Genomic DNA, 13,409 nt, shown 5'->3' with positions numbered 1-13,409 from the left:
GCGCGGCACGCGCTGCCCGGCCCAACCGGAGGAGGTGCGCCAAAGGCGCATTGACAACGGGCGGGAGTGCTACCCGCTGCCGCGCGGGCTGATGTCTTCGCCAAAAAACACCAGCGTCCCGTCCTCGTCGATGACGTGGAACTCGCGCTGTCGATAGGGTTGATCGAATGGAGGCCGCACGCGCCCCTCGGGCAAGTCCTGCAAACCAGGACGCAGCTTTTCATACAAAGCGTCAATCCCTTCGACATCGATATAGAAAGATTGTTCGTCACCCAGCGGACGCCCATCCGGGCGCGGCGGGCATTCCAGCAAACGGATGGCAACCACATCAAGCCGTAAGAAAGCATAGTTGTCCTGCTTGAAGGTGCAGGTAAATCCCAACCGAGCGCAATAAAATTCGATTTGCCTGTCCAGAGATGAGCACAGTACAAACGGTGTGAGCTGCAATATCCGCGCCATCTGATCCTCCCGATCCAATGGCTGAAACTCTAGCATGGCTCAGTCAATAAGTTGATCGTTTCGCAATCCTTCACGCTCATGATGATGCGGCAACACGCGGCCGTATAGTTGGCGGGTCCGCTCGACTCCTCCACACATGCCTTCTGTTTCGACGAACGAAAAAATCCCGACATACCGCTTGCGCGGGCCGCTGACCGGTGCCACCCGGTGCAATGAATACCGCCCGCGGAATATCTGCAGATCACCTGGCTGCAGCTCAAGCGTGTGAACCCGCGCCATGTTGCCATCCAGTACCGCCGCGACATCCGGAAAATTCTCCTCATCAGCGCTGCGAAGGTTGGGGGCATACTGAAACGCTCCGCCCTCTTCGCCATTCTGGATCGCCAGCGTGACCGTGTAGTTGTTGGTGTCGAAATGCCAGGGAAAGCCCTGCCCCTCCTCGACCACGTTAATGATCACATCGGCCAGCGGATCATCATATCGAAAGAACCGATCCTCGGGCTCGTTCAGAGCGGTCCGGATAAAGGGCATGAACTCTTCAAATTCGTAAATCCGACGCAGGGGACCATCTTTGGCAAAGTTATCCGCCGGAACAAAGGCGTTCGACCGGTCGTAGAAACGGCGTATTGGATGGCCGATCCCAAAGCGCGGATCATCTTTAGTGAAATAGGCATTGGTCCGGTTGAACGAACGATACGCCTGTGGGGCGGTAGCTTCGGCTTCGCGCACCAGATGCTCCAACCCGGCTTCGTGCACAAAACCGGGCAACACCGCGCAACCGTCCTGATCAAGCTCACGCCGAAGATCCTCGATCATGCGGTTATACGCCCAGGATCCCGGACAATCGATCGGGTATCGCCCGAGATCCACCAGATCGTGCAGCATCACTGATCTCCTTTTTTCGTGCGGTTACAGACAAGCGTGACGCAGACAGGTCGACCGATCATGCCCGTTTCGGACATCGCGTTGCCGCTTTCAGACCTCCGCATCCTCCGCCAAATCAGTGAATAACTTCGATTTTTGGCGGAAATTCCCAACATGCGGCAAAATGCGCAATAATATGTCGCAAAATACCGCCCCCGAGTTAGAAAATTTGAGCAATTGCCTGTTGACGCCCCCGCGCGCCCCTCATAATGTCCCTGCACGCAAAGAAGGAGCCTCTGGCGATGAGAACGCTAGTCGTAATCGTAGGAACCACGCGCATGGGCCGGTAACGGTAAACCATAATCGAACCCATGCGCCTCCGAAAAATCTCGGGGGCTTTTTTTATGCAGAACGCAAGACACATGTCGCGAACGGAGCAAAGCAGATGACACGTGAGATGACCGGCGCAAAGATGGTGGTTCAGGCCCTTAAGGATCAGGGCGTGGACACGGTATTCGGATACCCCGGTGGCGCCGTCCTACCGATCTATGATGAGATCTTTCTGCAAAACGATATCCGTCACATTCTTGTGCGGCACGAACAGGGCGCTGTACACGCGGCCGAAGGCTATGCGCGGTCCACCGGCAAACCGGGCGTTGCGCTGGTGACGTCTGGCCCCGGCGCGACCAATGCGGTGACCGGTTTGACCGATGCACTGATGGATTCGATCCCGATCGTTGTTCTGACCGGTCAGGTGCCGACCTTCATGATTGGCTCGGACGCGTTCCAGGAAGCCGACACCGTAGGCATCACCCGCCCCTGCACCAAGCATAATTGGCTGGTGAAAGACACCGACTCACTGTCCGGCACCCTGCACGAGGCCTTCCACGTCGCCACGTCGGGCCGCCCCGGCCCCGTTCTGATCGACATCCCCAAGGATGTTCAGTTTGCGAATGGAGAATACAGCGGACCGAAGCCTTCAACCTCTCATTATCAACCCGTGCTCAAAGGTGATCTGGAAGAGATCACCGAACTGGTTGCCGCGATGGAGACCGCCAAGAAGCCCGTTTTCTACACCGGCGGCGGCGTCATCAACTCTGGCACTGCGGCCAGCCAGTTGCTGCGCGAGTTGGTAGATGCGACCGGCTTTCCAATCACTTCGACCCTGATGGGGCTTGGCGCCTATCCGGCTTCAAGCAAGAACTGGATCGGAATGCTGGGGATGCATGGCCTCTATGAGGCCAACATGGCGATGCATGATTGCGATCTGATGATCAACATCGGTGCCCGCTTCGACGACCGGATCACCGGACGGATCGATGCGTTCTCGCCGAATTCGGTCAAGGCGCATATCGATATTGACCCGTCCTCGATCAACAAGGTCATCCGAGTGGACATCCCGATTGTCGGTGACGTTGCCCATGTTCTGGAAGACATCCTGAACATCTGGAAATCGCGCGGCCGCAAAACCAACACGCCAGCTGTCGCCGAATGGCAAAAGCAGATCGATGACTGGCGCAAGGTGAATTGCCTGGCGTTCACGGCCAGCGAGAAGACCATCAAACCGCAACACGCCTTGCAACGGCTGGAAGAACTGACCAAGAACCACGACCGTTATATCACCACCGAAGTTGGCCAACACCAGATGTGGGCCGCGCAATATCTTGGCTTCGAAGACCCCAACCGCTGGATGACGTCTGGCGGTCTGGGCACCATGGGCTACGGCTTCCCGGCCTCAATCGGCGTGCAAATGGCGCATCCGGATGCCTTGGTGATCAACGTGGCCGGCGAGGCTTCGTGGCTGATGAACATGCAGGAGATGGGCACCGCCGTTCAGTATCGCCTGCCGGTGAAGCAGTTCATCCTGAACAACGAACGCCTGGGCATGGTCCGCCAGTGGCAGGAGTTGCTGCATGGCGAACGGTACTCGCATTCGTGGTCCGAGGCCCTGCCCGATTTCGTCAAGCTCGCCGAAGCGTTTGGTGCCAAAGGTATCATCTGTTCTGACCCCGCCGATCTGGATGACGCGATCATGGAGATGATAAACTATGACGGCCCGGTGATCTTTGACTGTCTGGTCGAAAAGCACGAGAACTGCTTCCCCATGATCCCGTCGGGCAAAGCCCATAACGAGATGTTGCTTGGTGAAGCCGAGACCCAGGGCGTGATCGATTCCAAGGGATCGGTTCTGGTTTAACAAAATTCGACGAATTTTGTCGGGCGCTTCGGTGTCCGACCATCGCAGGATGATGAAAGGGACATAAATGTCTGCCCTACAAATCAAAAAAGGCGCAACCCGCCATTCCGCATACAACCTACGCCCCACTTTCTCGGACGTACAGGAGCAGCACACGATCGCCGTTCTGGTCGAAAACGAGCCCGGCGTATTGGCGCGGGTGATCGGTCTGTTCTCGGGCCGCGGCTATAACATCGAAAGTCTCACCGTCGCCGAGGTGGACCACACCGGACATCTCAGCCGGATCACCATCGTGACCACCGGCACGCCGCAGGTGATCGAACAGATCAAGGCACAGCTGGGCCGGATCGTTTCGGTGCGGGATGTGCATGACCTGACCGTCGAAGGCTCATCAGTTGAACGCGAACTGGCGATCATCAAGGTCGTCGGCGAAGGCGAAAAACGGGTCGAAGCGCTGCGTCTGGCGGATATTTTTCGGGCCAATGTGGTCGACAGCACCCTGAATTCGTTCATCTTCGAGATCACAGGTGCGCCAGACAAGATCGACGCGTTTGCGGATCTGATGCGGCCCCTGGGTCTTGCTGAAATCGCGCGCACTGGTGTTGCTGCCTTGTTGCGTGGCGATAGAACCTGAAATCCGACCTCTCTGCCGCCTCATTCGCGGTTCGATCACTGAAATAACCGCCCGTACACAAACGCGCGGTTATTTTCATCACATCTAGACCAGAACATAAAAAAGATCAGACAAGTTAGCCAAAACCCTATTGATTTTGGCACATGCCACGTTAGCGTGTAGCCTGTAGCGGCGTGTCATCAGGCCTCCGCTAGGGTCTTCGTTACGATTTCTGACTGACATTCGGCCATTGCGCCGATGTGATCGCGTTTTACTAAAAACCAGCAGAATCCCAGGACGAACGTGACCGATACCATCCGCAACCCCGCCGAATTGCGCAGCATGTTTGGCGAAAACCTCAAACAGCTTGCGCGCAGCTATCCTTCGGTTTCGGAACTCTGCCGCCAGTTGGGCATCAACCGGACACAGTTCAATCGATATTTGGGTGGCGAGAGCTTTCCGCGACCCGACGTGCTGGATCGGATTTGTCGGTTCTTTGCCGTGGATGCCCGTATCCTGCTGAAACCTTTGGAAGAGATTGAAACACCCCCTGCGCACCCGGCGTCCGACACCATCGACCGCTTTCTCGCTGCCGGAACCAACGCGCTGTTCGCACCCGGTTTCTATCACGCGATCGAGGCAGATCTGAACGGAAGCGATGCCGCACGGCACCAGCTGCTGCTTGTGCGCCGCATTGGCCATTGCGCCCTGCTGCGCGGTTATGAGCCGCACTCAGCGATGCCCGATGAACCCGCCCCCGCACGCGAGCTTCAAGGGGTTGTCACGCAATCCGGTACACAGATCTGCGCGCTGATGTCCCGTCAGGGCGGGCGGGATTGCCGGGTGATGGTAGTGACGCCACAACCCTCGGACACCGAGTTGCGGTGGCTGGGTTATCTGCTGCGGCTACCAGACCGATCTGCCCTAGGTCCGAATATTCAACGGCTGGAACTACGTCACCTCGCGTACGATCTGTCTGCAGCCCTGCGTCTAAGACGCAGAGCACCGCACGCCCCAGAAGCGCGCTGACACATCCGGGCCTGTATTCAGGCCGCTTCGTCTGCCACTGCGTCTTCAGTGATCAGCCGATAGAGGCGCCAACTGGCGTGGCCCATCAGCGGCAATACCACCAACAAACCCAAAAACCACGGGATCATTGCCAGAAAGGTGACAATGGCAATGAAAGCGCCCCAGCCCAACATCACGCCTTTATTTGCAGCGACATAGGCATAGCTCGATATCATCGCGGTGACGAAATCCAACTCACGATCCAGCAACATCGGGATCGACAGAACCGTGATCATGTAAAGCAGGATCGCAAATATGGCCCCGACGACTGTCCCGATGGCCAGCATGGACAATCCATTTGGTGTCAGAAACACCTCAAACGACGATGAGATGTTGGTTATCGTCGACAGCCCCATGAAAAGTGCAAAAATCATGTGCCCGAGGAAAAACCAGAACAGGAACATCACCACGATGATGGCACAGATCGACGGCAGCTGCCTGCGGCTTTGCTGCACGACAACCCCAAAGATCGCACCAAAATCCAGCGGTTCGCCCTGCTCAAGTCGGTGAGAAACTTCATAGAGACCCACGGCGGCAAACGGACCGATCAGCGGGAACCCGATCGCGGCGAGTACCAGCCAGAACGAGGTTCCACTCTGCAGTGTGACCCAGGCCATCACCCAGCCCGCCACCACGTAGAACCCGGCAAACAAAAGACCGAAGACCGGCGCGCGGCGGAAATCCTGCCAACCCTGACGCAGCGCGTCCTTCAGCATGGCTGCGTCAACCGCTTTCATTGTTGGAACACCAAAAGGCTTATCCATTCTCTGTCTCTCCTCCCGTGACCGATCTAGTTGGTCGGTCTTTTCTGTGGCCAGCACGTCGCCTCATGATAAGCTGCCCCGACTGCCAGCATTCGCGCGTCGGAACCGCGTGGCCCGAATAGCTGCAAACCCATCGGCAATCCCTGCGCGCCAAACCCGGCTGGCACCGCCAGACAGGGCAGACCCAGCAAACTGACCGGAGTAACCACCTGCATCCAGCGGTGATAGGTGTCCATCACCTGCCCCGCGACCTCGGTCGGGTATGGCTGGTCGATATCAAAGGGCCAAACCTGAGCCGCCGGAAGTACCAGCGCATCATAGCTTTCAAACATCGCCGCGGCCTGCCGAAACCACTCCGACCTTGTGACACTGGCATGATGCACGTCCATCGCGCTCAGCGCCAATCCACGCTCCAACTCCCATTGCGCACTGTCCTTGAGTGAGGCTTTCCGGTCCGACAAGGCTTCCAACCCTGTGGCTACGCTCCAGGATCGCAAGGTAATCCAGCTGTCCCAAACCCGTTCAGCGTCAAATGGCGGGGCAACCGACTCAATACGCGCCCCAAGCTGAGCAAATACGTCCAGAGCGCCTATACACAACTCTGATATTCCAGCCTCATAAGGAAACGCGCCACCCCAATCGCCCAGCCATCCGATCCGCATGCCTTTCAGGTCGGCCTTGGAAACCGGAGAGACATCATCGACATCAAGGCTCAGCGGCATCCGCGAATCCGGGCCCGAGATCACATCCAGCAAAATCCCGATATCCTCCGGGCTGCGTGCCATGGGGCCAAGGGTCGATAGTTGATGCAGATAGCTGTCCCCGACAGGTTCAGAGGGCACCCGCCCCCAGCTGGGCCGAAACCCGTACACATTGTTCCACGCAGCCGGGTTGCGCAAACTGCCCATCATGTCCGACCCATCGGCCAGCGCTACCATGCCAGTGGCCAAAGCCACCGCCGCACCACCGGATGACCCACCACAGGATCGCGCTGGGTCATACGGGTTGCGCGTGGCGCCATAGACCGGGTTGAACGTGTGCGATCCCAACCCGAACTCGGGCGAGTTGGTCTTGCCTATCAGAATCGCGCCAGCCGCCCGCATCCGCGCTGCGATCAAGTCATCAGACTGCGGAACGTGGTCCTTGAACAGCGGCGAGCCTTGCGTCGACGCCACCCCCGCGACGTTTACCAGATCCTTCACCGCAATCGGCAAACCGTGCAACGGCCCTCGGATCGGGCCGTCATCCAGCGCCTGCGCCTCTGCCAGCAACGCCGCTTCATCCCGTAGCGCAACGATCGCATTTACGCGGCCATTGACCTCAGCGATCCGATCCAGCGTCGCGCGCATAACCTCACCCGCAGAGATCGAGCGCTGCGCAAGGGCGCCCAACAGGTCTGTGGCAGAGGTTTGGCTCAGGTTCATAGGCAGGCTCACATCAGGCTTTCGCCGCTCAGCCTAGCCAAGCCGCCTCACCATTTAAACCCACTGTTTCAATGTATCTTTTCCCGACCAGAGGCGCGAACGGGATCCCGCTTCATCTGGCCCAAAATATCCCGGGGGAGTCGCGGCCTGCCGCGACGGGGGCAGCGCCCCCTGCCCGGCCTAGTCGCCCTGCGCCTCGGACCGGGATTTACCCGCCACATTCAAAGCCAGCGTCGCCGCCATGAACCCATCCAGATCGCCATCCAACACCCCTTTGGTGTCTGAAGTCTCATGGTTGGTCCTCAGATCCTTGACCATCTGATAGGGCTGCAGCACGTAAGACCGGATCTGGTTGCCCCAGCCCGCGTCCCCCTTGGCTTCATGCGCCGCGTTGATATCCGCGTTCCGGCGATCCAGCTCTTGCTGATACAGCCTCGATTTCAACGCCTTCATGGCAATGTCACGGTTCTGATGCTGCGATTTCTCGGAACTCGTCACCACAATCCCGGTCGGGATATGCGTGATCCGCACCGCCGAGTCCGTCGTGTTCACGTGCTGTCCCCCCGCGCCCGAAGACCGGTAAGTATCGATACGAATGTCGGAGGGGTTCACCTCGATCTCGATATTGTCGTCCACCACCGGGTAGACCCAAACCGAGCTGAACGAGGTATGCCGTTTCGCAGCCGAGTCATAAGGAGAAATGCGCACCAGCCGATGCACACCGCTCTCCGACTTCAGCCAGCCATAAGCGTTATGCCCGGAAATCTTATAAGCGGCAGATTTAATCCCCGCCTCTTCACCGGCTGTCTCGGATTGCAGTTCGACCGTATACCCCTTCTTCTCGGCCCAACGCACATACATCCGCGCCAGCATCGAAGCCCAATCACAGCTCTCTGTGCCGCCCGCGCCCGAATTGATCTCAAGGAATGTATCATTGCCGTCGGCCTCACCATCCAGCAGCGCCTCAAGCTCTTTCTTGGCGGCCTTGGCCCGCAACGCCTTGATCGAAGCTTCGGCGTCGTCGACGACTTCCTGATCTTCCTCCATCTCGCCAAGTTCGATCAGTTCGATATTGTCGCTCAGATCGGTCTTGATGGATTCATATGTCTCGATGGCATCAACCAGCAACTGCCGCTCGCGCATTAGCTTCTGCGCGTTCTCGGGGTTATCCCACAGATTCGGATCCTCGACGCGCGCGTTGAATTCCTCCAACCGATGCGGCGCAGTTTCATAGTCCATGCGCTGCGCCAGCAGCTCCAGCGACTTTTCGATTTCCGCCACGATGTTCTGGGTTTCGGCGCGCATGGTCTTGTCCCAACTTGCTCAATCAGGCCTGCGTGATAGCAAGAGGTGCGGGCCACCACAAGACAGGCAGGATCGGAATGCAAAGCGCTGCGGAAAAGATTGCGGATGCGTGGGGCCTGAGCTTCGTGTCACATATCGCTGACACCGGTCACGCTCAGCTTTGGCAGGTTCAAACAGCCAATGGTCCTGCAGCGCTGAAACTCTATCGCCGCGAAGATCGGGGCAACGAGGCGGCTGGCACCGACCTCCTCAGGCTTTGGCAAAACCGCGGCGCGGTCACGGTTCTGGCAGAGGAGAACAATGCCGTGCTGATGGAGTGGCTGGAGGGGCCATCGCTGGGCGATCTGGCCCGCGCCGGACAGCCCGATACCACCCTCGCCGCGCTGGCTGAAACCGCGCGCCGCCTGCATCGTGCGCCAGTGGTCAAGGCGACACGGCTGAAACCGCTGCAGCAGGTGTTTGACCCGCTACTCTGCTGCGAGTTTGCACCGAACTGCCTCGTGCCGTTTCGACATGACATGGTCCGGGCTATCGACTTGGCGCGCGCCTTGCTGGACAACCAGCCCGAAGCAGTACCGCTGCACGGGGACCTACATCCCGACAACGTAATACTGACCGCCAAGGGGCCGCGGGTCATAGACGCCAAAGGCTATCTGGGTGATCCCGCGTTTGAGCTTGCCAACGCCTTGCGCCACCCGAAGGGCATGCCCGAACTGGTGCGCCAACACGGTCAGATCCACCGATGCCTGACCCTTTATTCCGATGCTATGAACGTCAGTGCTCAGCGGCTCGCAGAATGGGCCGCCGCGAAATGCGCGCTGTCTATCTTCTGGCGCGCCGATAGGAGGATCGAGACCGACCATGAGGCCGGTCTGCTTCATCTTTTGCTAGAGATCACAGATCAATAAAGACCGCCGCCCTGCAGGTCACCCTGACTGGCGTTGGGACCAACCGTAATCGTGTTGCCGGTCGAGGTCGTCACTTGGCGACCGCCTCGGGTGACTTCTTCAAACAACGGCAGCTCCGACCCCACGGCAAAGCCACCGTCATAGACGCGGTCGATAAAGCCGTCGACGCCATCGCGGAAATATTCGGCGACAACATAGTCACCCGATGCATCTGCCGGCAGGCGTGCACCGCTGAATCGGTCGATCTTGATGAACTGCCCACCCGGCGGCACTTCGAACGGGCCACCGCCATATTTATCGACGGCTTTTTCCATGAAGCTTTGGAAGACCGGGCCACACATGGTGCCGCCATAGGCCCCCCGCCCCATCGGGCGCGGGCGATCGTAGCCGATATAGCAGCCGGCAACGATGTTCGAGGTAAATCCGATGAACCACGCATCCTTGGATTCGTTGGTGGTGCCAGTTTTGCCTGCTGTCGGCACCGGCAGATTGACGACGCTGGATGCGGTTCCCCGATCCACCACGCCCTTCATCATCGAAGTCAGCTGATAAGCGGTGATCGCATCCATTACCTGACTGCGATCCGTGATGATCTGAGGCGCTTCGTCCGGTTCCAGCCAGCTCGAATTGCAATCCAGACATTGCCGGTCATCATGGCGATAGATCGTCTTGCCATACCGGTCCTGAATACGGTCGACCAGGGTCGGTTCAACCCGCTCACCACCATTGGCGAACATCGCATAAGCCGCGACCATCTTGTAGAGTGTGGTTTCCTCGGACCCCAGTGAGTTCGCAAGGAACGCCCCCATCCGGTCATAGACGCCGAACCGCTCGGCATAGCCTGCGACCACCGGCATCGTCACCTCTTGCGCCAGACGAATAGTCATCAGGTTCCGCGACTGTTCGATGCCCGTACGCAAAGGCGTTGGCCCATAGAACTTGTTCGACGAGTTCTTGGGCCGCCACAGACCCTGTGGCGTATTCACCTCAATCGGTGCGTCCACAACGATCGTCGCCGGGCTATAGCCACTGTCCAGTGCGGCGGCATAGACGAAGGGCTTGAAACTCGACCCCGGCTGACGCTGCGCCTGTGTGGCGCGGTTGAACACGGTGTCCTGATACGAGAACCCGCCCTGCATCGCCAGAACACGGCCCGAATTCACGTCCATCGCGACAAAGCCACCCTGCACTTCGGGCACCTGACGGGCGGACCACTGACCCTCTTCCCCGGCCATCACCAGAATGACGTCGCCGCGTTTGAAGTTGTCCTGGAAATTACCCTGCATCCACTGGATGTCAGACCGCGGAATGGCGCCGTCAGCGGGGCCATCCTCGATACCAACTGTCAGGGACTGATCGGCAACGTTCAGCACCACCGCCGGGTACCACTGCGTCGGCAGCACCACGTCGCGTGGGATTTCCATGATCGCCAGCGCCTCGCGCCATTGCGCCTCATCCGCCAGCTTCTCTTCCGGGATCACATCACCTGTGCCGCGCCAGCGTCCGCGTGAGCGGTCGTATTTCTGAAGCGCTGTGCGCAAGGCCTTAGCGGCCTCGACCTGCATCTCTTCATCCACGGATGCGCGCACGGTGAAACCGCCGGTAAAAAATTCGCCTTCGCCGAAGTCCTCGCTCAACTGGCGGCGGATTTCATCGGTGAAGTAATCACGCGGCGGCAGGGCGGTGCGGAAGCTCTCAAAGTCGCCGTTCTGGACCGAACGCAAAGGCATCTCGACCTCAGCCTCATAGGTCGCCTGATCGATGTAACCATTCTGCTGCATCTCGCGCAGCACATAGTTGCGGCGGTTCAGCAGGCGTTCTTTCTGACGGACCGGGTGGTAATCCGAGGGCGCCTTGGGCATCGCCGCCAGCATCGCGGCCTCATGCGGGGCAAGTTCCTGCAGCGTCTTGTTGAAATAGGTCTGCGCCGCGGCGGTCACGCCATAAGAGTTCTGGCCCAGAAAGATCTCGTTCATATAGAGTTCGAGGATCTGTTCCTTATCCAAGGTATCCTCAAGCCGCGTGGCAAGGATGATCTCTTTGATCTTGCGCTCAGCCCGGCGGTCACCGGACAGCAGGAAGTTCTTCATCACCTGCTGGGTAATCGTCGACGCCCCGCGTACGGTTTCCCCCTTGGTACGCACCGCCTCGACCCCGGCGGCGACAATCCCGCGTGGGTCATACCCCTGATGGGTATAGAAATTCTTGTCTTCCGCCGAGATAAAGGCCTGTTTCACCAGATCGGGAATTTCCTCGGACGGGGTGAACAGGCGGCGTTCCTGCGCGAATTCGTCGATCAGCTGACCTTCGCCCGAATATATCCGGCTGATCGTCGGCGGTTTGTATTGCGCCAACGACTCGTGGCTGGGCAAGTCGCGCCCATACATCCAGAACACCGCGCCAACAACCAGCGCGGCCATAAATATACCCAAAGTCACGAGGCTGAAGATCGCCCCGAAAAACGAAAGAACAAACCGGATCACGTTACTGCCTTTTTCTCGCGGTGACGCCTATATAGGGATGCGCCTGTCCCGGGTCAAAACACGAAACCCTACAATGGCCATTTTGCGCCGCTGCGTCATTGCCCAATCAGGCTGCGTTTCACCTGATCATCCTGCCGCCAAGCCTCAAGCCCCTGCACGATACCATGCGCCATCAGGGCACGCCATTCCGGGTTCCGGATGTTGTTCAAATCGCGTGGGCTAGACAGAAACCCAAGCTCGACCAGAACCGACGGAATATCCGCAGCCTTGAGGACCGAAAATGATCCGGTACGGATCGGGCGGCTGTTCATCGGTCCACCCTGCTGGGTCATCCCTTCGGCCAGTGCCTGCGCCAGTGCATTCGTACGTGGTTTGGTTTCTTGCCGCGCCAGATCCAGCAGCACATCGGCAACCTGATCATCCGATCCACTCAGATCGATCCCAGCGATCAAGTCCCCCCTGTCATGCCGCTCGGCCAGTTTCTGGCTGGCAATGTCTGACGCCTCATCAGCAAGGGTATAGACCGCTGCCCCATGCGCGCGCCCTTCGGACAGCCAGTCAGCATGCAGCGAAACGAACACATCGGCCCCTGCCCGGTGTGCCAAGGCAATGCGGCGTTCAAGGCTGACGAACTGATCGTCCACACGTGTCATCACCACCTCGAACCCACCGGCACGCAGCAGCATTTCGCGCAGCTCACGCGCGAAGGTCAGCATGAGTGTCTTTTCATTCGTATTCGGAACTTCGGCCCCCGGATCAATGCCACCATGGCCGGGGTCCAGCATCACCCGCAAGACTCCCGCATTGTCCCGTCCTGAGGCTTCGGGCGTGAGCACAGGTTCGGGCAAATCCCACCCCGGCTGGCGCGGAGCGCCTGCGTTGGCTGCGAAACTGTCAAAATCGGTGCCAACCAGTTGCAGTGAAAGATGCGCGGCGCCAGTAGTTTCATCGACCCGTAGATTAGCTGTTTCAATCGCCAGAGGCGCGCCCAGCTCCAACACCAGCCGTGACCAGCCGGGCACATAGGCACCAAACCGCACCCCGCTTATGCGGTTGGATTGCAGAAAGCTCTGACGGTCCAGCCCGGTCCAGTCGACCTCCTGAAAATCCAGCACCATGCGGTAAGGATCGCGCAGCGTGAAAACGCGATAGGGCACACCCTGGCTGAGGCCAAGATCGACGCGCACACCGGATCGGCCTTCATCGCTGATGCGGCTTTGCTCGGGCAGCACGCGGGCGAGCGCATTGAACTCTTGCGCGACGGCAACACCTGACAGCGCCCAGATCAGGGCGAATGCGTAGAAAATCCTGCTCATGGCCTCAA

Annotated in this window: 11 protein-coding genes; 4 read left to right on the top strand and 7 right to left on the bottom strand. The window is 58.8% G+C overall.

All coding sequences use genetic code 11. The features are described 5' to 3' along the window. Nucleotides 1–69: 69 nt before the first annotated feature. Both ACR0NF_RS02615 and ACR0NF_RS02610 read right to left on the bottom strand, forming a co-directional pair. Nucleotides 70–495 carry a bleomycin resistance protein gene (locus ACR0NF_RS02615; RefSeq protein ID WP_480692652.1) on the bottom strand — a complete coding sequence of 142 codons (426 nt, stop codon included), beginning with the start codon at nucleotides 493–495 and terminating at the stop codon, nucleotides 70–72. 3 nt (nucleotides 496–498) lie between these two features. Beyond that, nucleotides 499–1,344: a HalD/BesD family halogenase gene (locus ACR0NF_RS02610; RefSeq protein ID WP_480657383.1), complete on the bottom strand. Its 846-nt coding sequence runs from the start codon at nucleotides 1,342–1,344 to the stop codon at nucleotides 499–501. A gap of 424 nt (nucleotides 1,345–1,768) precedes the next feature. Here ACR0NF_RS02610 and ACR0NF_RS02605 point away from each other — a divergent pair, with 424 nt between their 5' ends. From ACR0NF_RS02605 to ACR0NF_RS02595, 3 genes are all read left to right on the top strand, one after another. Then, complete coding sequence (locus ACR0NF_RS02605; RefSeq protein WP_480777723.1) at nucleotides 1,769–3,520, top strand: acetolactate synthase 3 large subunit; 1,752 nt, start codon at nucleotides 1,769–1,771, stop codon at nucleotides 3,518–3,520. Between the two features lie 67 nt (nucleotides 3,521–3,587). Beyond that, nucleotides 3,588–4,154 carry an acetolactate synthase small subunit gene (gene ilvN, locus ACR0NF_RS02600; protein ID WP_480657381.1) on the top strand — a complete coding sequence of 189 codons (567 nt, stop codon included), beginning with the start codon at nucleotides 3,588–3,590 and terminating at the stop codon, nucleotides 4,152–4,154. A 282-nt stretch (nucleotides 4,155–4,436) separates the two neighbouring features. Then, nucleotides 4,437–5,162 (top strand): helix-turn-helix domain-containing protein, encoded by a 726-nt coding sequence (locus ACR0NF_RS02595; RefSeq protein ID WP_480657380.1) that lies wholly within the window; start codon nucleotides 4,437–4,439, stop codon nucleotides 5,160–5,162. Between the two features lie 17 nt (nucleotides 5,163–5,179). On the opposite strand, the gene ACR0NF_RS02590 is transcribed toward ACR0NF_RS02595, so the two are convergent. From ACR0NF_RS02590 to prfB, 3 genes are all read right to left on the bottom strand, one after another. Then, nucleotides 5,180–5,965 carry a DUF2189 domain-containing protein gene (locus ACR0NF_RS02590; protein ID WP_480777722.1) on the bottom strand — a complete coding sequence of 262 codons (786 nt, stop codon included), beginning with the start codon at nucleotides 5,963–5,965 and terminating at the stop codon, nucleotides 5,180–5,182. A 26-nt stretch (nucleotides 5,966–5,991) separates the two neighbouring features. Further along, nucleotides 5,992–7,389, bottom strand: a complete 1,398-nt coding sequence (locus ACR0NF_RS02585; RefSeq protein WP_480777721.1) for an amidase — start codon at nucleotides 7,387–7,389, stop codon at nucleotides 5,992–5,994. A 180-nt stretch (nucleotides 7,390–7,569) separates the two neighbouring features. After that, nucleotides 7,570–8,694 carry a peptide chain release factor 2 gene (gene prfB / locus ACR0NF_RS02580; protein WP_480469512.1) on the bottom strand — a complete coding sequence of 375 codons (1,125 nt, stop codon included), beginning with the start codon at nucleotides 8,692–8,694 and terminating at the stop codon, nucleotides 7,570–7,572. 77 nt (nucleotides 8,695–8,771) lie between these two features. Between prfB and ACR0NF_RS02575 the strand changes: the two genes are divergently transcribed. Next, a complete protein-coding gene (locus ACR0NF_RS02575) occupies nucleotides 8,772–9,602 on the top strand; it encodes an aminoglycoside phosphotransferase family protein (RefSeq protein ID WP_480777720.1) in 831 nt (276 codons plus the stop codon). Here the strand turns inward: ACR0NF_RS02575 and ACR0NF_RS02570 are convergent. Together ACR0NF_RS02570 and ACR0NF_RS02565 are read right to left on the bottom strand one after the other, a co-directional pair. Continuing rightward, the gene (locus ACR0NF_RS02570; RefSeq protein WP_480657377.1) at nucleotides 9,596–12,085 is read right to left on the bottom strand and encodes a penicillin-binding protein 1A; all 2,490 of its coding nucleotides are present in this window, start codon (nucleotides 12,083–12,085) and stop codon (nucleotides 9,596–9,598) included. The genes ACR0NF_RS02575 and ACR0NF_RS02570 overlap by 7 nt on opposite strands. Before the next feature lie 95 nt (nucleotides 12,086–12,180). Beyond that, entirely contained in the window at nucleotides 12,181–13,401 is a 1,221-nt protein-coding gene (locus tag ACR0NF_RS02565; RefSeq protein ID WP_480666783.1) for an N-acetylmuramoyl-L-alanine amidase, read from the bottom strand. Between the last annotated feature and the right edge of the window lie 8 nt (nucleotides 13,402–13,409).

This window comes from Ruegeria sp. CF4 (assembly GCF_056537345.1).
Note: the sequence above shows the minus strand (reverse complement) of the source record. Positions and strands in the feature narration are given on the sequence as shown.